Annotated in this window: 15 protein-coding genes and 2 pseudogenes; 9 read left to right on the top strand and 8 right to left on the bottom strand. The window is 55.7% G+C overall.

The annotated features are described in order from the left end of the window. Positions 1-444: 444 nt before the first annotated feature. A complete protein-coding gene (locus AC2FJB_RS10045; RefSeq protein WP_496718213.1) occupies positions 445-3,363 on the top strand; it encodes a M10 family metallopeptidase C-terminal domain-containing protein in 2,919 nt (972 codons plus the stop codon). A 106-nt stretch (positions 3,364-3,469) separates the two neighbouring features. On the opposite strand, the pseudogene AC2FJB_RS10040 reads toward AC2FJB_RS10045, so the two are convergent. The 3 genes and pseudogenes from AC2FJB_RS10040 to AC2FJB_RS10030 form a co-directional block, all read right to left on the bottom strand. Beyond that, positions 3,470-3,619: pseudogene (locus tag AC2FJB_RS10040) on the bottom strand (IS3 family transposase); the annotation flags it as partial. 343 nt (positions 3,620-3,962) lie between these two features. Further along, positions 3,963-4,187, bottom strand: coding sequence for an FCD domain-containing protein (locus AC2FJB_RS10035; RefSeq protein ID WP_496718212.1), 225 nt, complete (start codon positions 4,185-4,187; stop codon positions 3,963-3,965). Next, positions 4,160-4,639, bottom strand: coding sequence for a GntR family transcriptional regulator (locus AC2FJB_RS10030; RefSeq protein ID WP_496818244.1), 480 nt, complete (start codon positions 4,637-4,639; stop codon positions 4,160-4,162). Before AC2FJB_RS10030 ends, AC2FJB_RS10035 begins: the two co-directional genes overlap by 28 nt. Positions 4,640-4,740: 101 nt before the next feature. Here AC2FJB_RS10030 and AC2FJB_RS10025 point away from each other — a divergent pair. From AC2FJB_RS10025 to AC2FJB_RS10015, 3 genes and pseudogenes are all read left to right on the top strand, one after another. Continuing rightward, positions 4,741-5,627, top strand: a pseudogene (locus AC2FJB_RS10025) (AbrB family transcriptional regulator). A gap of 211 nt (positions 5,628-5,838) precedes the next feature. After that, positions 5,839-7,578, top strand: coding sequence for a type I secretion system permease/ATPase (locus tag AC2FJB_RS10020; RefSeq protein WP_371415324.1), 1,740 nt, complete (start codon positions 5,839-5,841; stop codon positions 7,576-7,578). Beyond that, positions 7,578-8,894 carry an HlyD family type I secretion periplasmic adaptor subunit gene (locus tag AC2FJB_RS10015; RefSeq protein ID WP_496718209.1) on the top strand — a complete coding sequence of 439 codons (1,317 nt, stop codon included), beginning with the start codon at positions 7,578-7,580 and terminating at the stop codon, positions 8,892-8,894. The genes AC2FJB_RS10020 and AC2FJB_RS10015 overlap by 1 nt, the downstream gene beginning before the upstream one ends. 11 nt (positions 8,895-8,905) lie before the next feature. On the opposite strand, the gene AC2FJB_RS10010 is transcribed toward AC2FJB_RS10015, so the two are convergent. Genes AC2FJB_RS10010 through AC2FJB_RS10000 form a run of 3 tightly spaced genes read right to left on the bottom strand, consistent with a single transcriptional unit; the run spans position 8,906 to position 11,917 of the window. Beyond that, entirely contained in the window at positions 8,906-9,913 is a 1,008-nt protein-coding gene (locus AC2FJB_RS10010) for an ABC transporter substrate-binding protein (protein WP_496718208.1), read from the bottom strand. Continuing rightward, entirely contained in the window at positions 9,892-11,259 is a 1,368-nt protein-coding gene (locus AC2FJB_RS10005) for a sensor histidine kinase (RefSeq protein WP_496718206.1), read from the bottom strand. The genes AC2FJB_RS10010 and AC2FJB_RS10005 overlap by 22 nt, the downstream gene beginning before the upstream one ends. Continuing rightward, complete coding sequence (locus tag AC2FJB_RS10000; RefSeq protein WP_117873333.1) at positions 11,249-11,917, bottom strand: response regulator transcription factor; 669 nt, start codon at positions 11,915-11,917, stop codon at positions 11,249-11,251. Before AC2FJB_RS10000 ends, AC2FJB_RS10005 begins: the two co-directional genes overlap by 11 nt. Positions 11,918-12,025: 108 nt before the next feature. On the opposite strand from AC2FJB_RS10000, the gene AC2FJB_RS09995 reads away from it, so the two are divergent. The 5 genes from AC2FJB_RS09995 (at position 12,026) to AC2FJB_RS09975 (ending at position 17,010) form a co-directional block, all read left to right on the top strand. After that, the gene (locus AC2FJB_RS09995; RefSeq protein WP_496718205.1) at positions 12,026-13,006 is read left to right on the top strand and encodes a Bug family tripartite tricarboxylate transporter substrate binding protein; all 981 of its coding nucleotides are present in this window, start codon (positions 12,026-12,028) and stop codon (positions 13,004-13,006) included. Positions 13,007-13,073: 67 nt separating this feature from the next. Then, entirely contained in the window at positions 13,074-13,556 is a 483-nt protein-coding gene (locus AC2FJB_RS09990) for a tripartite tricarboxylate transporter TctB family protein (RefSeq protein WP_117873337.1), read from the top strand. Between the two features lies 1 nt (position 13,557). Then, on the top strand, positions 13,558-15,069 hold the full coding sequence (locus tag AC2FJB_RS09985; RefSeq protein WP_117873339.1) for a tripartite tricarboxylate transporter permease: 1,512 nt from the start codon (positions 13,558-13,560) through the stop codon (positions 15,067-15,069). Further along, positions 15,062-16,246: a CaiB/BaiF CoA transferase family protein gene (locus AC2FJB_RS09980; protein WP_117874049.1), complete on the top strand. Its 1,185-nt coding sequence runs from the start codon at positions 15,062-15,064 to the stop codon at positions 16,244-16,246. Before AC2FJB_RS09985 ends, AC2FJB_RS09980 begins: the two co-directional genes overlap by 8 nt. Further along, the gene (locus AC2FJB_RS09975; protein WP_496718204.1) at positions 16,243-17,010 is read left to right on the top strand and encodes a citryl-CoA lyase; all 768 of its coding nucleotides are present in this window, start codon (positions 16,243-16,245) and stop codon (positions 17,008-17,010) included. Before AC2FJB_RS09980 ends, AC2FJB_RS09975 begins: the two co-directional genes overlap by 4 nt. Before the next feature lie 4 nt (positions 17,011-17,014). On the opposite strand, the gene AC2FJB_RS09970 is transcribed toward AC2FJB_RS09975, so the two are convergent. Together AC2FJB_RS09970 and AC2FJB_RS09965 are read right to left on the bottom strand one after the other, a co-directional pair. Continuing rightward, positions 17,015-18,211 (bottom strand): acetate/propionate family kinase, encoded by a 1,197-nt coding sequence (locus tag AC2FJB_RS09970; protein WP_117873343.1) that lies wholly within the window; start codon positions 18,209-18,211, stop codon positions 17,015-17,017. After that, positions 18,208-19,605, bottom strand: coding sequence for a bifunctional enoyl-CoA hydratase/phosphate acetyltransferase (locus AC2FJB_RS09965; protein WP_496718203.1), 1,398 nt, complete (start codon positions 19,603-19,605; stop codon positions 18,208-18,210). Before AC2FJB_RS09965 ends, AC2FJB_RS09970 begins: the two co-directional genes overlap by 4 nt. Between the last annotated feature and the right edge of the window lie 160 nt (positions 19,606-19,765).

Raw genomic sequence — 19,765 nt, 5'->3', positions numbered from 1 at the left:
GTTTCTGGCTTTTGGAGCTTTATCTGATGTCAGCGCAAATGGAACGCGTAATCAGGCGAAAGACGTGTGGATACCACCTTCGGCGATCCTGACTGATACAAAAACACTGGAAATCCCTATCGACAGAGCCTGCAAGGCAAGTCTTTGCGGGGGAAAGGAAAAACCTACCCTCCGGATCAAAAGCGTCAAGACGAGTTCCGCAAGCTGAGGCGGAAATTGGGTCGAACACCCCACCCCAATCGGCCGCAGGTGTCGCCGTACAGGTAGTGCTCGCGATATTCTGTTGCACTTATGAGACGATTCTACCGTTGAAAGAAAGTGTCATTTGAAACATGGTGTCACCTACTGTTTCAAAAGGATCGGTGCGTAATAGCTTGTCATAAAAAGAACAATTTAAGCGTGCATCCGAGTGCAATCTAATCTTCCGAGGTACAGGGCTGTGCAATGGCTACTACGACTATAATTCCAAGACCTTCCGCTTCTTCTCCGCTCAGCTCGATACAAGGTTTTGTTGCCTACGGTGACGGCAATCCTTCGAACCCCACCGAAATTTCCTATCACTTCGAACAATACGTGGGCACACAAGCGTGGAGTGCAGAATACAAGGCGGAATTCCGAGCGGCTCTTTCTGCTATCGAGGCCTTGGCAAATGTGCGCTTTGTCGAGTCCGGCAGTGCTTCAGCCGACTTGGTGGAAGTTATTGCGCCCACAAGTTATTTTACAGATCCCAGAACGCTTGGCTTCCACTATACGCCATCAAATAGTCCCTCCGTAGGGGCTTTCAATACAGCTTATTGGACTGCCGGAGCAAATGGCAATGGGGATCCGGGCGGGTTTTTCTTTACAACCTTGATACATGAGCTGGGCCACGCGCTTGGGTTGGGTCACCCCCACGACACCGGCTTGGGAACAACTTTGCTGATTGGCGTCACATCGCCATTTGGCTCCTTCGGAGCAGGAAACCTGAATCAGGGTGTCTACACAGTGATGTCATATAATGACGGCTGGACCTCACAGAACGGAATTCTCTCTGTCAACGCGACTTATGGTGGTTCAACTGGTCTTGGCGCACTGGACATTGCCGCGCTGCAGGCGATGTATGGCGCGAATTCTACGCACAATTCTGCCAACAACACCTACACGCTCCCCTCAGCAAACGTTGCGGGAACCGGCTATCAGTCTATTTGGGATACAGGTGGAAATGATACGATCCAGCATGTTGGTAGTTCGACTGCGTGGATCGATCTCCGGGCGGCAACACTGGATTATTCCGACACCGGCGGCGGCGTTGTGTCTTACGCCGCGGGAATAAAGGGCGGCTTTACAATCGCTCATGGCGTTGTGATCGAAAACGCGACCGGAGGGACCGGTGATGACGTGATTGTCGGGAATACTGCCCAGAATGTCCTGAATGGCAACCATGGTCACGATAAAATCTATTCAGTCTCTGACGGAACCAACAACAACACCATTTATGGTGGCTTGGGGAATGACACTATTCATCTGGCGAACGGTTCCGGCGCTGACCAGGTTTTCGGTGGCCAAGGGGATGATTGGGCCATTGTGACCAACAATGCCGGCTCGTTTTCCGGAGGAAGCGGTACTGACACAGTCCGATTTGTCAGCGCAATCAGCAGCTATCTGTTCATCAAAAACGGCACGAAATACGAATTTATCGATGCCGTGTCGCGTATCACCTTTACGGTGGAAGATGATGTCGAGGCCATTCAATTCCTGAATGGATCACAGGCGTATAGCCGTTCGAATATCGAAGCTGCCATGCAGCTTTCGGATATCGAAACGACCGGTACGACACTGAAACATGCAAGTCAGGGCATTTACGTACTGGATGCAGGCAGTTCGAACGTGACGCTGATTTTTAATGGTCAGGCTGTTGGTCAAAACACGATTGCCGGCTGGCTGGCCATTCATGCCGAGGCTTCGGGCGGCGGTTACAAAGTGCTGTGGAAAAACGTGGATGGGACATATGGGGAATGGACCGTCAACTCCAATGGTCAGTTCCTCAGCAGCAGCAGCATCGGCAATGTGGCAGATGTTGAGGCCTTCTATGGCGCTGATTTGAACAATGACGGGCTGACGGGTCACGGTACGGTCACGGTTGAATCCAATGGCTCCACGACGCTCGTTTCGTCAAGTCTGGGTTCGTATTTTATTAACGGCACCATTGAACTGACGCTCAACGGTGCCAAGGCCGGCCCGGGCAGTTTCCCCGGCTGGCAGGCCATTCAGGCTGAGGCTTCTGGCGGCGGTTACAGGGTGCTATGGAAGAATACGGACGGCACGTTTGGGGAATGGGTGGCCGATGCCAGTGGTCGTTTTGTCAGCAGCAGCACCATAGACGACGTTCGGGATGTCGAGGTCTTCTATGGCGCCAACCTGAACAATGATGCACAAATCGGTCATATCACGACCAGCATCGAGTCCAACGGTTCCACGACGCTGGGATGGTCAACCAATGGCGCATATGTAATTGGCGGCAACATCGACTTGAAGCTCAATCAGGTTATTGCCGGTCCTGGCAGCTTCCCCGGCTGGCAGGCGCTTCAGGCCGAGGCTTCTGGCGGCGGTTATCGGGTGCTGTGGAAGAATTCCGACGGGTCTTACGGAGAATGGACTACAAACGCGGCTGGTGAATTCCAGAGCAGTGCAACAATCGACAATGTTGCGGATGTCGAGGTCTTCTATGGCGTTGACCTGAACAATGACGGGCTGACGGGTCATGGAACGATCAACCTTGAATCCAACGGCGGGACAACGCTGGGGGCGTCAACCCAGGGTGAATATCTGATTGACGGCACCACGACTTTGACATTCAACAACGCCACTGTCGGGCCGAACAGTTTCCCTGGCTGGCAGGCCATTCAGGCCGAAGCTTCGGGCGGCGGCTACAGGGTGTTGTGGAAGAATTCGGATGGGTCCTATGGGGAATGGGTCACGGATTCCAATGGTGTATATGTCGGTTCCAACACCATCGCTGACGTGGCGGCAGTCGAAACCTTCTATGGCTTTGATATCGACGGCAGTGGGACAGTCGGAAACGGACTGCCCAAACTCGCTCGAGTTGCAGCAGCCGATCAGAACACACCGACGGGCGAAGAAAAATTGGGAATGTCTGATTGGGATGAAACGGTTGATTATCTGAAGTTCGTCGCCGATCTTGGCGGTCACGAAGACGCAGAAGACGACTACACGCTGGTAAGCTTGCATCAGGCTCAGGATACGGTGCTCCCTGTTTCCGAAGACCCCTTGGCCGCCTTGTCGAGTGGAAACATGGACATCGAGGACGACGAGACCAGTCCGACACTTATGCCCCTTTTGGACGAAGACAGCTTTTGGGTTTAGAAAAACTTTGGCGCTGGAGGCGGCCCGTTCGGTTAGACTGACGGTGCCGTTTCTGGCGTAGTTCACAGTGGACGTGTCGCGTTTTAGTGCGGCCCCAAGTGCTCGGTTAGACCACTTTCCGTTCGAAGGCGGCTGGGCTTTTCCAGCCTATTGCTGAGTGCCGTCGACGTGGGTTGTAGACGCCATTGATGTATTCGAAGATTGCCAATTCGGCATTTGTTCGGGTCGGCCAGGGTCGCCGCCAAATCAGCGCCGCATTGGCAACTGCATCCCTCATCGTGCCCTGCCCCAAGTTCGAACCGGCCATGATTTCCCTGGCGTCGCCATAGTTTTCTTGTTTCGCCGTTTGCGGGCGAACATTGCGCTGTTTCGACGACCTCGAGCCCCAGACAAGTGAAGGTTACGCAAGTCCACTGAGAAAATTCGCAGAATGGCGGCTTGCGGCTTAGGCATGTGTACGACTTCGCCGTATGTCCCGATCAAAAGGTCCGAGAGGCTTGAATGAGTGCAGTGAAAATGTCGGGTGTGTTGAGAATTACCACCACCGATCACAGTGATGTTCTAAGCATCTTTGTGAGGAGGTATTATTTACGTTTGTCCTATTGACCTTGATCGGTTGTGCGGTCGCGTTTTTGAAGGGCGCGAATGCGCATCCTCTGGGCAGCCTCAATATGTGCTCGCATTTCCATCTCGGCCGCTGCGCTGTCGCGAGATTTGAGGGCTGTCATAATGCACCGATGTTCAGCGACTGCGGCATCCGCCCGCTCATTGTCCAACAGTTGTGACGGTCCAAGAATCAGCAGCGCCTTTTGCAATGAAAGCATGGATTTCGCCAGAAACCGTTTTTTGACCGCATCCAACAGCGTGGCGTGAAACACCGGTTGATCCGGGCAGCTTCCGGCCCGGTACCTGCTTTGGCAAGTCGGTCGTTCAGAACCTCCAGCTCGTCTAATTCGACATCTGACGCAGCTCGGGCCGCAGTACCTTCAAGCACGGCGCGCATCTCATAGAGCTCCATCACTTCGGCATAACTCAGGCTTCGGACCGATGCGCCCTGTCTCGGCACATGCGTGACAAGCCCATCAGCCTCAAGCTGTCGGATCGCTTCGCGAACAGGAGTTCGGCTGACGCCTAGCCGTTCAGACAGGTCTATTTCTCTCAAGCGATCGCCGGGCAAAAGCGCGCCTTCGCGAATCTCATCCAGCAGCCGCTGATACACGGAATTGCCTTGTGGGCCCGGCTGTTTCGCGTCGTCCTGGTAGACCATCATGCTCATACTTGCACCTTGCATCCATTCGCATACAAAAGAATACATCATGGATCAATGGCAACGGAATTCAAGTTTTGTCCGTTTCAAAGAATCCCCTCTCCCGCCGTGTGAAAAGGTTGGTGACTTTTGGAATTGCAGCGCTTGGCACAGCGGTCTTTTGGATATTGGGTCTTCCGCTACCGTTCTTGTTCGGCCCCATGGCCGCTTGCCTGATCGCCAAGATGGCCCAGGCGCCGATGGACGGATTTGGGCAGGTTTCCGTCGCAGCCAGGACGATCTTGGGCGTTGCAGTTGGTGCATCGATCACGCCAGCGCTATTCGTCGAATTGCCCAAGATGGCTGCATCGATCATGTTGGTCCCCGCCTTCATTGTACTGATCGCTCTTGTTGGTGTGCCGTTTTTTCGCAAAGCTTGGGGGTTTGACGAAAAAAACCGCTTTTTACGCGGCGATGCCGGGCGGATTGCAGGACATGATCCTTTTTGGCGCCGAGGCTGGAGCCGACCCGAGAACCCTGTCTTTGATCCACAGTACGCGCGTGTTGATCATCGACACTTTGGCACCATTGTTCCTGACGGCTTTCTACAGCGCCGAACTCACCAACCCTATTGGGCAGCCAGCGCATGAGTTACCAGTTCATGAGCTGCTGCTGATGGTTCTGGCGGCACTTATTGGCTGGAAAGGTGGAGAAAAATTGCGCTATTGGAGTGAAGTTTGTCGGCGTGACTTGGGGTGAATTGCGCCGGATCGTTGCCTATGTTGTTGTGCTGGCCATTCTGGCCGCAGGATTCACTGCCGTAGTTACAACTCTTGAGTTGGGAAGCCCCGTCGAAGCTTTTCTTGCTTTCGCTCTTGGGGGGCAGGCCGAGATGACGGTTCTGGCAATTGTTTCGGGCGCTGATCTAGGCTTTGTCATCACTCATCACCTGATACGGACCGTGCTGGTGATCATCGCCGCCAACCTAATCTTGCGTTGGTTAAATCCACGGAAATAGTCAGGTCCTTTAGGCATCGACCCCAGAGCTTTGATGCGATAGTGGCACAAAACACAAATGTTATGACATTCTTTTTGGCATTGGCCAAAAAGTGCCCTTTCCTGTGCATGGTCTGCGGTTTCTTGCTCAAAAAAACATGTGCAAACTTGGCAACGCTGAACTAACTTTCTAAATGCGGCGTTGCCTTCCGGAATGATGTGGATTTAAAACTGTGAAACCTCAACACCGCGTATCAGCGGCCCCTCGCCATGAATTGCGCAAAGTGCGCAATCAGGGCATCGCCTTTCTGGCCTTGGCGTTTTTGTTCAGCATCTTCGTTAACCTGCTCATGCTCACAGGTCCCCTGTTCATGTTGCAGGTATATGACCGGGTTCTTGGCTCGCGAGCGGTTGAAACTCTGACCGCACTGTTTTTGCTCGTCGCATTGCTTTATGCGCTGATGGCTATGCTCGATTATGCGCGTGGTCGCATCGTTGCCCGCTTTGGCGCCCGGTTCCAGTCGCAACTAGATGAACGCGTTTTCGAAGCCACATTGCGCCGATCACTGGTGCCTCAGGTGCGATCAGCTCCGGCGACCGCACTGCGAGATCTGGAGGCCATTCGTACCTTGTGTTCTTCGCCCGTATTGCTTGCAGTGATGGATATTCCGTGGACGCCCGTTTTCCTCGGGGCAATTTTCCTGTTTCATCCACTGCTTGGCTGGTTGGCAGTTGCAAGCGGCTTGCTACTGGTAATGATTGCACTGCTTAACCAGGCCCTGACCAGCCGAAAGGTGGCTGCTGCGCAATCTGCAGCGGCACGAGCGAACGCTTTCTCTGAGCAGGCGCGGCAAGCGGCGGAAGTTGTGCGTTCTCAGGGAATGCAGGCGGACGTCACCAAGCGGTGGTTGAACCAGCGTACGGATGCTTTGCGTCAAAGCATTTCTGCCAGTGACTGGACCGGTAGCTTCACGTCGCTGACTAAATCGCTTCGGCTATTTCTTCAATCGGCTATGCTGGCTCTGGGCGCGTGGCTGGTTCTGCAAAACGAAATGACTCCGGGTGCGATGATTGCAGGCTCGATCCTTTTGGGGCGTGCCTTGGCACCGGTCGAGCAGGCTGTCGGCCAATGGGGATTGATTGAACGGGCACGCACGTCCTGGATCTCTCTGACCCGGTTTCTGGACCAGACACCGCCGGAAGAACAGCGGATACGTTTGCCTATCCCCAAGTCGCAACTGGAAGCCAAATCCCTGACAGTAATCCCTCCGGGCGCTTCTGCGCCAACGTTGCGGAATGTGAACTTGAAACTGGAACCGGGAAAGGCGCTTGGTGTCATCGGAAAAAGCGGATCGGGCAAGACGACCCTAGCCAAGGCATTGCTTGGGCTTTGGAGGCCCGCAGCCGGCGAGATCCGGTTGGGCGGCGCCACTTTGGACCAATACGATCCAAACGATCTGGGCAGCCATATCGGGTACTTGCCGCAGCAGGTCACTCTGTTTAACGGAACCGTTGCTGAGAACATTGCGCGGATGTCGGAAAACCCGGATTCCGAGGCGGTGGTTGCGGCGGCCAAAAAGGCCAATGCACACGAACTGATCCTGTCATTGGAAAAAGGCTATGGCACATTCCTTGAGGGCAATGACAGTCAGTTGTCGGGCGGTCAGAAACAGCGCATAGCGTTAGCCCGCGCGCTATATGGCGATCCGGTCTTGCTCATTCTTGACGAGCCGAACTCGGCCCTGGACGCAGACGGCACCGAAGCCTTAAATGCGGCCGTGCGTGGCCTCAAGGCGGCAGGAAAAGGCGCCATCATCATGACGCACCGCCCGCAGGCCATTTCGGAATGTGACGATCTGGCAGTCGTCGAAAAAGGCCAAGTGGTCAGGTTCGGCAGTCGCGATGAGGTTCTGAACGCAATGGTCCAGAATGCGGGCGCGATTAAGCGCAAGCTCAGCCCCGTAGGTGAATAATGGCGAAAAAATCTACTAAAAAGCCGCTGCCAGTCTGGGGCATCAAAACTCCTGCGTTTGTAGGATTTCTTGCCCTTGGCATTCTGGTTGGCGGATTGGGGCTTTGGGCCGTGAAAACGCGGCTGGCCGGAGCAATTGTTTCTCCGGGTGTAATCGAAGTGCAGAGCAATCGTCAGGTCGTTGAACATCCAGACGGCGGCGTGGTTGGCGAGATTTTCGTGCGCGACGGTGATGGAGTCGCCTCGGGCGATTTGCTTTTGCGGTTGGATGACACGTTTATGTCGTCGGAACAGACTATTGTAGAGTCTCAACTCTTTGATCTGCTGGCCCGCCGTGCCCGGCTTGAGGCCGAACGGGACGGTTTGACATCCGAAGACTTGGCGGCACGCCTGGCCGAGGTTCAAAAAGAAAACAACATTGATCCCGACCTGATTGAGGGACAACAGAACCTGTTTGACGCCCGCCTGGAAACTCTGTCCAAGCAGGATGAGCAGCTGCGCAAACAGCTGGTTCAGATCGAAAGCGAGATTGAAGGCACACAGGCTCAGTTGGTCTCATTGCGCCGCCAGACCGAGTTGATTGAGGCGGAGTTGGAAGATCAGCAAAGCCTGTTGAGCAGGGGTTTGACGCAGAACAGCCGGGTTCTGGCGCTGCAACGGGAAGAGGCCAGCCTTACAGGTGAAATCGGCAAGTTGGAAGCGGCTGTCGCGCGACTGAAGGGACAGATTGCGTCTACCGAGATTCAGATTGTCGAACTGACCGCGACCCGACGGGAAGAAGCAATTACCACTTTGCGGGACGCTCAGGCACAGGTAGCGGAACTGTGGGAGCGACGCCTGTCCTTGGCAGAGCGTTTGACCAGGCTGGAAATCCGTGCGCCTGTCAGTGGAACTGTCTACGGCAGTCAGGTCTTTGCATTGCAATCCGTCATTCAGCCGGGCGAACCTATGATGTATGTGGTTCCGCAGGACACGCCGCTACTGGTTGCTGCGCGGGTCGATGCAATCCATGTGGATCAATTGCATGTTGGGCAACCCGTTGCCCTGCGGTTCCCGGCGTTCAATCAACGCGAAACGCCCGAACTTGAGGGACAGGTCAACAACGTCTCAGCGGACACATTCACGGATGAACAGTCTGGTTTCACCTTTTACCGCGCCGAAGTAGTGCTGAATGACGGTGAGATCGACCGGCTCAATGGTCAGGAACTATTGCCGGGCATGCCGGTTGAGACACTGATCAAGACCGATGAACGCACACCGTTGTCCTACCTTGTGAAACCAATGGCGGACTACTTCAATCGCGCGTTTCGCGAATGATGCGGACGCGGTTATCGCTGGATAACCGCGTTTTCCCATTCAGCCAGAAAACGGCGGCGTTTCAGCTTGTCCCGAAATGTCATGAGGGCCGGGTCCAGCCCAATCGTTTCGCGGTCAGTGCCAGTCTCGTGTGTTGCCAAGGGTGGCAAGGTAACGCGGTCTCCTACCCGCTCGGTTTGGTTGGAAATCAGGTGTTTGAGAAAAGACGTGGCAGCGTCCGGTTGAGGGGTGCCATTCAATACCATCGCTGTACGCATCATGGTTGTCTGAAAATCTGATGGCAGGATGATTTCCACGGTGTCCTTGCTTCCGGCGCGGGCTTCGGCATAGCTGCCCAGAACATTGTAAGCCACCGCAATCTCTCCATTGACGAGGTCATCAATCATATCTGCCGAACAACAGTACAGGCGCACGTCCAATCCACCCATTACCTCCATGAGCCGCCAATAGGTCTCAGACGCACGGGCATCCTGTGTTGCGAACAGGTAACCCAGACCGGATTGACGGATATCATAGGTACCTACTCGGCCCCGAAAATCATCGGGGTGCATACGAAGGATTTCAATCAGTTGTTGCCGGGTCTCTGGGATATGGCCACCGGCAAAGGCCGCCCGGTTGACCATTATGGTCGCGGGTTCAGAGGTGAAAGCGAAAAGGCTTTGATGCCATTGCGCCCAGGATGGCAGTGATATGTCGTCAATGATGCGCCCAAATCCGTCGTTTGCCAGCTTCAGTTGCAGATCCATCGCACTGGAGATTACGACATCAAAATCTTCGGGCGCGGCACGGACTATTAGGTCAATATCCGCGGTGCCTGTCACCATGTATTCAACAGAGATACCGGGGTTTTCTTCGATAAAATCGGCGATCAATGGCTTGAACAGAAAGGTGTCCGTGCTTGAGATGACGCGAAGACGCACCTCATCCGTCGAGGCGTTGAAAACCTGCCTGTCCTCCCAGATCTGGGCGACAGCAACGACAGGAAGACTGAAGAAGATCAAAGCGATAAAATTACGCAAGCGCCGCCCCCTTGCCGATTGGCCAGTTCTAGTGTGCCGCCATGGGCAGTTGCGACGTCCTGAACGATTGTAAGGCCCAATCCCGATCCGATGGTACCGCTTGCGTTCTGCCCGCGTTCAAAGCGGCGTGTCAGCGTATCGATTTCGTTTGGGTGAAACCCCAACCCACGGTCTTTGACGATTATCTGAATGTGCGGTTCTGAAACAACCTCTATGCGGACAAAACTGTCCGCAGGAGCATATTTCAGAGCATTGTCGATCATGTTTCGCACAGCGTTTTGAATAAGAATGGGGTCACCTGAATAGGAAACCTTTGGATCGCCGCTCAGGGAAAGTGACAAGTCCTTCATCTCGGCTATTGGCGTCAGGCGTTGCACCAGATCATGGACCAAAGCGTTGAGATCAATGTCTTCGCGCTCCAGATGATCGGCACGGAACGTGATCATCGCGTGGTCCAGCAATTGCCCCGCCGCGCGCGAACTTTCATCAATGGCCCGCACCATTGAGCGCAAAGCTTCTCGGTTTTCTTCCTTTTCGACCCTCTGCAAGGTGGCATCGGCGTAAGATCGGACTGTTGCCAGAGGGGTACGTACCCGATGAGCAGCCTCGGCGATAAAGTCTTCCGATTGGCTCAGCGACTGATCCAGTCGCCCCATCAATGAATTCAACGACGCCACCAACGGAGCCATTTCGCGGGGTACGGGTTTTTTAAACGGGCTCAGGTCCTGCGGGCCGCGCCGCGTGACAGAAGTCGTAAGCCTGTTCAATTGGCCGATAGTGGATGAAGTTGCCCAAAACGACAGTGCTGCGGCAAGGGCAAAAAAACTGATGCCCAATACCGCTGCGTTGCGTGAAATCTGGTCCAGGGTTTCCGCAAGCGCATCCTGTGTTTGGCCCAATGCGACCTCGATGACGGATTGTTTGTTCAGGCCCACAAGGGTCCGTCGCGCGCTGACTTGACGGATAGTTTCACCCCGTATCTGACTGGATCGAAAGCTCCACTTGCTGTCGAATTGCCCAGTGATCGGCGGCAGATCTTCGTATCCGGACAGAAACACGCCATCCTGAAAAATCGCATAGAAAACCCGGTCATCGGATGGCGTGCTTAGCATTGCGAAGGCTGCGTAGGGAATATCAACCTCCAATTGGCCGTCACGCAAGGCGGCCGCGTCCAGAATTGACGTGACCGACGCCCCGAGGATGTTGTCTTGTCCTTGTTGCGCGACCTGTGCGGCATAGTTGCGAACCGCAACAAACAGAAGAAACGCAAGGATCGCGGCACCACCAATCAAAGTCAGAACCAACCTGTTCCGAAGCGATCCTGACACATGAGGATCAGGAAGCATGATCCAGCCTGTATCCAAGACCGCGGAGCGTGGTGATCTTCAGGTCCGAAGGTTCAAGATGTTTGCGAAGGCGGCCAACGTAAACCTCGATGGCATTGTCCGAGACGTCGTCATCATAAGAAAAAAGCCGGTCCGTGAGCTTTTGTTTCGAAAACACCTGTCCCGGCGCACTGATGAACAGTTCCAGAAGGCGCAGTTCACGGTTGCGCAACGAAACAGTCTCATCTCCGACAGTTAGATGACCTGCCAAAGGGTCAAAGACTATGCCACCCACTTCTATCGTAGTCCTGGCATTCCCGGATTTGCGGCGCAGGACGGCGCGGCAGCGAGCCTCAAGCTCGGCATGATCGAAAGGCTTGGTGACGTAATCGTCGGCCCCCAGATCCAGAGAGCCGATTCGATCCGAGACCTGGCTGCGTGCCGTCAAAATGATCACAGGGGTGTCCAGATGGCCTGCACGATGCCGTTTCAGAAAATCGCGGCCGTCCCCATCCGGTAACATGATATCCAGCAGGATAAGGTCGTATTCCTGTGTTTCTGCAAAAGCGGTCGCCTCATCCAGTTTAGACGCGTGATCAACCACATGGCCGTCCAACCTCATGCGGGAACAGATGGCATTTGCCAGATCAATATTGTCTTCCACAAGCAGGAATTTCATGGGTTTTTTGCTATATTTTCGCTCGTGACAGGTTGATGTCAGGTTGATGTGTTTTTGTTCTACCCAATCTGTGCCGCTATGCGGCCAGTTGTCAAATGGGAGGACATAATGACGACATTCACACTGGGCCGTCGCGCCCTGATCGCAGCTGTGGCTGCTTTTGGTCTGGCCGGGCCATCTCTGGCTGAAGAACAGGTCGTGGACAGCATCCACTTTCTGATCCCCGGTGGTGCCGGTGGCGGCTGGGACGGTACCGCGCGCGGCACGGGCGAAGCGCTGACAAAAGCGGGTCTCGTAGGCACGGCGTCATACGAAAACATGTCGGGTGGCGGCGGCGGCAAAGCCATTGGGTTCCTGATCGAAAATGCCGACAGCAACCATGGCACGCTGATGGTGAACTCCACGCCAATCGTGATCCGCTCATTGACCGGTGTATTCCCTCACAACTTCCGCGATCTGACGCTGGTTTCGGGCACTATCGGTGACTATGCCGCGATCGTCGTGGGCAAAGACAGTCCAATCAATTCGATGGAAGACTTGCTTGCCGCTTTTGATGCCGACCCAAGCGGCACTGCGATCGGTGGCGGCTCTGTTCCCGGCGGCATGGACCATCTGGTCGCCGCCATGGTGATGGAAGCAGCGGGTAAAGATGCGCTTGGCGTGAAGTACATCCCCTATGATGCGGGCGGCAAAGCCATGGCGGCCCTGCTGTCGGGTGAGATCGCAGCCCTGTCCACCGGTTTTTCGGAAGCGGTCGATCTGGCAAACGCAGGTGAAGTCAAGATTATCGGCGTGACGTCCGAGGAACGCGTTGATGCGGCTCCTGACGCGATGACGATGAAGGAACAGGGTATTGATACCACGTTTGTGAATTGGCGCGGCTTTTTCGCGGCCCCCGGTCTGCCCGAAGACAAGCTGGCTGCCTACCAGGAAGCGATTGCCAAGATGTATGACACCCCGGACTGGGAAGAGGTTCGTGCACGCAATGGTTGGGTCAACATCCACAACTCGGGCGCTGACTTCCAGTCGTTCCTGGAGCAGCAGGAACAGCAGATCGGCGATCTGATGAAAAAGCTGGGCTTCCTCTAAGCCCTTATTCAGGCAGAGCGGGTAGACCGCTCTGCCTCCTCACGAACAAGAGCAGGGAGGGGGTCTCATGGCGCTGGATCGCTGGATCGCACTCATTCTTCTGGGTGTGTGTTTGACATATGGCTACGCCGCTTGGTTCACGATGGATGGCGGTCTGCCCCCTTTCATGCAGAGAAACCCAATTTGGCCCAGTACGTTCCCCAAAGTGCTGTCGGTTCTGGGTATCATCACCACCACGATCATTTTGCTGGGCTTTGAAAAGACGGAACCAAAGGAAGCCGATATCGATTATCGGCGGTTGGGAGAATACCATCTTGATCAGGCGCTTATGCTACTGGCCTTGATGGTCGTCTATGCGCTTTGCCTGCGCCCCGTCGGGTTTCTGATCTCGACTTCGGCCTTTCTGATCCTCGGGTCTTTCATTCTGGGTGAGCGGAAATGGCACGTCATGCTGCTCGTCGCGCTGATCGCCACCGGCTCGGTCTGGTATCTGGTTCAGGAAGTTCTTGGCATCTACATGCGCCCATTGCCGGGCATTTTCGGAGGCTGACATGCTCGAAGGACTACTGATCGGCCTGCAAACGGCCTTCTCAATTCAGAACCTGCTGATGGTCATCGCAGGGTGCCTGATCGGTACTTTCATCGGCATGCTTCCGGGTCTTGGGCCGATGTCGATCATCGCCATCATGATCCCGGTCGCGATTTCCATGGGCGACCCGTCCGCAGCTCTGATCTTGCTGGCCGGTGTGTATTACGGCGCCATCTTTGGCGGTTCGACGTCTTCTATCCTTCTTAATGCGCCGGGGGTCGCGGGGACCGTGGCTTCCAGCTTTGACGGCTACCCAATGGCCCGCCAGGGCAAAGCAGGCAAGGCGTTGACAATTGCTGCTATTGCAAGTTTTGCCGGCGGTACGATCGGGGCCATTTTGTTGATGGTCTTTGCCCCTGCTCTGTCTTCGGTGGCGCTGTTGTTCCACTCGGCCGAGTATTTCGCGCTCATGGTCGTGGGCCTGTCCGCAATCGCAGCCTTCGCAGGTACTGGTCAAGTGGCCAAGGCGGTCATCATGACGCTTGTTGGGTTGATCATGGCAACAGTTGGTGAAGGCGCATTGTTCAACTTGCCGCGTTTCACCATGGGTATCATGGACCTGCAATCGGGCTTTGGCTTCATCACGCTTGCCATGGCCATGTTCGCCTTGCCCGAAGCGTTGTTTCTGGTGCTCAAACCAAAGGATCTTCAGGGAGATGACGGCGAGATCAAAGACCTGCGCATCACAGGCAGTGAAGCCAAGGCCATCGCGCCTGTGATCGGCCGTCAATCGGTACAGGGGTTCTTCATCGGGGTTCTTCCCGGCGCAGGCGCAACGATTGCCAGCTTCCTCGGCTACGCGGTCGAGCGCAACATTGCCCCTAAAGAGGAACAGGAAGAATTCGGCAAAGGGTCAATAAAGGGTCTGGCAGCGCCCGAAACGGCCAACAATGCGGCATGTACCGGTTCTTTCGTGCCGCTGCTGACGCTGGGCATTCCCGGGTCTGGCACCACCGCGATTCTGCTTGGCGCTTTGATTGCCTTGAACGTGACACCTGGCCCACGCCTGATGCTGGACGAGCCACAGATTTTCTGGGCCGTGATTATGTCAATGTTCATCGGCAACCTTGTCCTGCTGATCCTGAACCTGCCGCTGATCCCATATATTGCCAAGGTTCTCTCGGTTCCGCGCACTTACCTGATCCCCTTCATTCTTTTCTTCACCCTTATGGGGGCCTATATCGGGCAGAACAACGCGACTGAACTTTTGATACTCGTCGGCTTCGGTGTTTGCGCCACGGCGTTGAAGTTTGCTGACTACCCGCTTGCGCCGCTGCTGATTGGCTTCATCCTTGGTGGCATGATGGAAGATAACTTTGCCCGTTCGATGCAGCTTTATGACGGCATCGCCTTCATCTGGGAGCGTCCAATGACGCTGGGTCTTCTGGTTATTGCAGCGCTATTGGTGCTTCTTCCCAGCTACCGCGCGCGCCGCGCACGGGCTCGGGCAGCAGGGGTTGCCGAAGGTGACTGAGCCGCTGGCAGGAATACGGGTTCTCGATCTGACGAATGTCCTCGCGGGTCCGTATTGCTGTTATCAACTGGCGCTTATGGGCGCTGAAGTGATCAAGGTCGAGCGCCCTGATGGCGGCGACCTTGCCCGCGTCCTGGGAGCTGATCCTGCCAGAAACAAGGCCGGTATGGGCGTCAGTTTTCTGGCGCAAAATGCTGAAAAAAAGTCCATCACGCTCAACATGAAAACAGAAGAGGGCAAAGTGCTGCTGAAGCGGCTTGTCCAGACCGCGGATGTTTTGGTGGAGAACTTTCGCCCCGGTGTGATGGATCGGCTTGGACTGGGATATGGCGTCTTGCGCGATGTGAACCCCAACCTGATTTACTGCGCCATTAGCGGGTTCGGACAGGATGGTCCCCGCCGAGGCGATCCGGCATATGACCAGATCGTGCAGGGTATCAGTGGCGTGATGTCCGTCACCGGAGGACCAGACACTGCGCCCTATCGCGTTGGTTATCCATTGGCGGATACGGTCGGGGGGATGACGGCCGCGTTCGCGGTTTCTGCTGCCCTGAACGCTGATCCTCGGGGAACCTATCTGGATGTGGCGATGTCCGAGGCTGTGATCTCGACAATGGGTTGGGTCGTATCGAACTATCTGGTGGGTGGTGTCACTCCGGAAGCTCATGGCAACGAAAACACCACGTCAGCGCCGTCAGGAACATTTGAAACCTCTGATGGCCTCATCAACATTGCCGCCAACCGCGACGAGCAGTGGCAGGCACTGGCCCGTAATTTGGACCGCAAAGACCTGCTGGATCACCCGGACTACGAAACACGCGAAGACCGTAAGCGCAATCGCCACGCCCTGCGTGAGGCGCTGGAGGAAACCCTGCGGACCAGAGCGGCATCGGACTGGGTACGCGAACTCAACGCAATTGGAGTGCCAGCGGGGCAGGTATTGACCGTGCCCGAGGCGCTTGATGACGAACAACTTGCTGGTCGCGGCCTGATCGGGTCTTTGCAGGTGCAGGGCGAAGACATGAAACTTGCGGGAAGCCCTGTTGTATTGAATGGATTACGGCAAATGCCGCGCACCGCACCACCACAGCTCGGGGCGGACAATAGTGCGATCTGGTCTGAAATTGGGCTATCCTGCGCGGAAATTGACGCCTTGAGCAAGGAAGGCATCATATGAGCGATGTGTCCGATTGGTGGACGACTTCCATCATCGATATGGAACCGGGCCGGATCGACCTGCGAGGGGAGCCGATCCAGAATCTGATAGGGCATCTCAGCTTCGCGGAAATGATCTGGTTCATGGTACGGGGCGACCGACCATCTGGCGCGCAGGCCCGGTTGTTCGAGGCCGCGTTGGTCGCCGCCGTGGACCATGGACCTCAGGCGCCTTCCATTGCGACGGCGCGCATGGCCGTGACCTGTGGGCTGCCTCTCAACAACGCGATGGCCAGTGCCGTGAACATGTTGGGGGATATTCATGGTGGCGCTGGCGAGCAGGCCGTTGCCCTGTACCATTTCGTGGCGCAACATCCTGGCCGTTTGGAGCAGGCGCTGGATGAGTGGATAGAGAGCGAAGGAAAGATTTTGCCTGGCTTTGGCCACCGGTTCCACACCCCAACTGATCCCCGTGCACCGCGCCTGATGGTATTGGTTTCAGAGGCCGTGAAAAACGGGGCTTGCAATGGTCACGTTATGCGGATCGGGCAAGATATTGAGGTAGAACTGGCACGGCGCAAGGGGAAACCCGTTCCGATGAACATTGATGGGGCCACAGCGGTTATCTACGCCGAGCTTGGCTTTGCACCGCCGCTGGCGCGCGGTCTCTTCTGCCTGTCCCGATCTGTTGGCATTCTGGCCCATGCGTGGGAACAAATGCAGCAGGGAGGCCGGAACAAGGGACCGACCCCGCCTGCCTATCGCTGGACGTACACCGAAACGTAGGTCGCTAGGCAGTTCTGAGCCGAGGACGTTTGGCCAACAGATCTGCCGCTGCACGGGCAATAACCAGTTCTTCATTGGTCGGGATTGTCATGACCACGACGCGTGACAGGTCAGTTGAAATGATCCGGTCATTGTCCGCATTTGCGTCAGGATTCAGCTCGATGCCCAGCCATCCCATCCCCGAGCAAACCCGGTCACGCACCAGACGCGAGTTTTCCCCGATCCCACCGGTGAATACCAAGGCATCGATTCCGCCGAGAATGGCCGCCATTGCCCCAAGCTCGCGCCGAATACGGAAAGTGAAATAGCTGATCGCCTGACGGCTTTCGCGTGTGTCCGCCTTTTCCAGGGTGCGCATATCGTTGGACAACCCGGACAGGCCCAACAACCCCGACTTCCGGAACAATAGGTCTGAGATTTCGTCAGCGCTCAGCCCTTCCTGGTCCATCAGATACAGGACCACTCCGGGATCCAGTTGACCACAGCGTGTACCCATCGGCAGCCCGTCGAGGGCTGAAAACCCCATGGTCGAGCCCACTGATCGCCCTCCGATCATCGCACACATTGATGCACCATTGCCCAGATGGGCCACGACCACGCGTCCTTCGTGCAGAAGCGGCGCTGTTTTTGCCATGTGATCCGATATGTATTCATAGCTGAGCCCGTGAAAGCCATAGCGTCGAACACCTTTGTCGTAATACTCGCGCGGCAAGGCGAATACGTCGTTCTCCCAAGGGTGATTTCGGTGAAAGGCCGTATCGAAACAGGCAATCTGAACCGCGTTTGGAAAACGTTCCATCGCCGCCCTGGCCCCGGCCAGATTGTGCGGCTGATGCAAAGGCGCAAACGGAGACAGCTTGTCCAGCGTTTGAATGGAAGCCTTGGTCAGCGGCACAGGTGCGTCAATGTCAGGTCCACCGTGGACAACACGATGCCCTACCGCAGTTACGTCGCAGTTAGGAAAAGAGCGGGCCAGCAGGTTCAAAACCCAGTCCAGGGCCGAGGCGTGATCACTGATTTCTCCGGCGGTGCCGCTGGCAAGGACACTTCCGTCGGAAGACTTTGCTTTAACAAGCGGTTCCTGTTCACCAATGTTCTCGACCGCACCGGTGCAAACCATGATTGGATCGTCTTCGGTTAGTTCAAACAAGCCAAATTTCATCGAAGACGATCCAGCGTTCAGTGTCACGACATGTGTCATGTGGGTGCTCCGGTGCGTGAAAGTGAGAAGGAGTCGTGCAGGGCTGCCACGGCGCAGGATGCAAGTCGAGCCTTGTCGTCATCGGCACGGCTGGTCAAAATGATGGGCGCCTTGGCCCCCATGACCACACCGGCCCCTTCTGCATTGGCGATATAGGTCAGTTGCTTGGCCATCATGTTCCCGGCGTCCAGATTGGGCACCACCAGAATATCCGTTTTGCCGGCAACATCAGACACGATCGCCTTGGACCGGGCAGCAGCAAGGCTGACCGCATTGTCCATGGCCAGAGGGCCGTCGACCAACCCACCCGTAATCTGGCCGCGTTCCGCCATTTTCGACAGCAGGGCCGCATCGACGGAAGATCGGATCGCCGGATTGACGGTTTCGATTGCAGAAAGAATACCTGCCCTGGGACTTTCGATCCCCAGCGACAAGGCCAAGTCGATTGCGTTCTGGACAATGTCAATCTTGGTTTCCAGATCCGGTTCGATATTGATCGCCGCGTCTGTCACCAAGAGTGGTCTGGGTTGTCCGGGCACATCCATGACAAAGACATGCGTAAAGCGGCGACCGGTGCGCAGGCCATTCTCGCGCCTGAGCGCGGCTTTTAACAGTTCGTCCGTATGCAGATGCCCTTTCATCAGCGCCTTTGCTCGACCTTCCGCAACAAGATCGACCGCCGTGTTGGCCGCGCTGAAATGATCACTTTGCGGTATGATTTCAATCCCTTCCAACGACGCTCCGATTTCGGCGGCAGCGTTGGCGATTTTGTCCGGGTCACCGATCAGAATGGGTGTGATGATCGTCTCATGGGCGGCCAACAAGGCTCCACTCAGGGCATTGGGCTCTTCCGGAGCCACAACAGCAGTAGGCATAGGCGGCAGCGGGCGTACCTTTTCCAGCATGGCATCAAAATGACGATGACGTTTCACCACCAGCCCAGGCAATTCCAATTCGGCAAACACCATCTCTTTCTCCGGCGCGATCACGACGGCCTGCCCGCTGACGATCACGGCTCCGTCCGATGGGCGCGTAACGACCGTGTCAAAGACAACCTCCCGGTTTGGTCGCTTTTCCAAAACGGTGACTTTGGATACCAGCTCATCACCTGCATGCGCCCTTCCAACAAAGTCAAACCGCTGCGATTTGTAAAGCGTCCCTGCCCCCGGCAGAACGTTCCCCAAGACTGCCGAGATCAGGGCTCCCACGAACATTGCAGGTGCAACCGCTTCTTTGGTGTGGTCGCCGTCGCCGTCTTCGCTGGCTAGATGGAAAGGATTGTGATTGCCCGAATTGTTGGCGAACACATAGAAATCGTCGACCGAACAAGTGCGGACCAACTCGGCGGTATCGCCAACCTGAAGCTTGTCGTAAGGCTTGTTGTGGTACTGCATGAACTATAGTTTCTGTTTCGATCCATTTGGCGGCGCTGTGAACTCTCTTGCTGATACCCAGTTCAGCGCTCAATGAAAACAATGCATACTGGCTGCCCGTATCGGTCTGCACGCTATTTCCGGTGGGTAACGCCTTCATGTCGTTACACCCGGATAATGT

This window comes from Ruegeria sp. CDSC085 (assembly GCF_059610465.1).
Note: the sequence above shows the minus strand (reverse complement) of the source record. Positions and strands in the feature narration are given on the sequence as shown.

What these genes read in the sequence shown, in the direction of transcription:
- AC2FJB_RS09985 (WP_117873339.1), top strand. Translation starts at nt 13,558, where the DNA reads ATGCTCGAAGGACTACTGATCGGCCTGCAAACGGCCTTCTCAATTCAG.
- AC2FJB_RS10000 (WP_117873333.1), bottom strand. Translation starts at nt 11,917, where the DNA reads ATGAAATTCCTGCTTGTGGAAGACAATATTGATCTGGCAAATGCCATC.
- AC2FJB_RS10035 (WP_496718212.1), bottom strand. Translation starts at nt 4,187, where the DNA reads ATGCTTTCATTGCAAAAGGCGCTGCTGATTCTTGGACCGTCACAACTG.
- AC2FJB_RS09995 (WP_496718205.1), top strand. Translation starts at nt 12,026, where the DNA reads ATGACGACATTCACACTGGGCCGTCGCGCCCTGATCGCAGCTGTGGCT.
- AC2FJB_RS10030 (WP_496818244.1), bottom strand. Translation starts at nt 4,639, where the DNA reads ATGAGCATGATGGTCTACCAGGACGACGCGAAACAGCCGGGCCCACAA.
- AC2FJB_RS10005 (WP_496718206.1), bottom strand. Translation starts at nt 11,259, where the DNA reads ATGCTTCCTGATCCTCATGTGTCAGGATCGCTTCGGAACAGGTTGGTT.
- AC2FJB_RS09990 (WP_117873337.1), top strand. Translation starts at nt 13,074, where the DNA reads ATGGCGCTGGATCGCTGGATCGCACTCATTCTTCTGGGTGTGTGTTTG.
- AC2FJB_RS09975 (WP_496718204.1), top strand. Translation starts at nt 16,243, where the DNA reads ATGAGCGATGTGTCCGATTGGTGGACGACTTCCATCATCGATATGGAA.
- AC2FJB_RS10045 (WP_496718213.1), top strand. Translation starts at nt 445, where the DNA reads ATGGCTACTACGACTATAATTCCAAGACCTTCCGCTTCTTCTCCGCTC.
- AC2FJB_RS10015 (WP_496718209.1), top strand. Translation starts at nt 7,578, where the DNA reads ATGGCGAAAAAATCTACTAAAAAGCCGCTGCCAGTCTGGGGCATCAAA.
- AC2FJB_RS09970 (WP_117873343.1), bottom strand. Translation starts at nt 18,211, where the DNA reads ATGACACATGTCGTGACACTGAACGCTGGATCGTCTTCGATGAAATTT.
- AC2FJB_RS09965 (WP_496718203.1), bottom strand. Translation starts at nt 19,605, where the DNA reads ATGCAGTACCACAACAAGCCTTACGACAAGCTTCAGGTTGGCGATACC.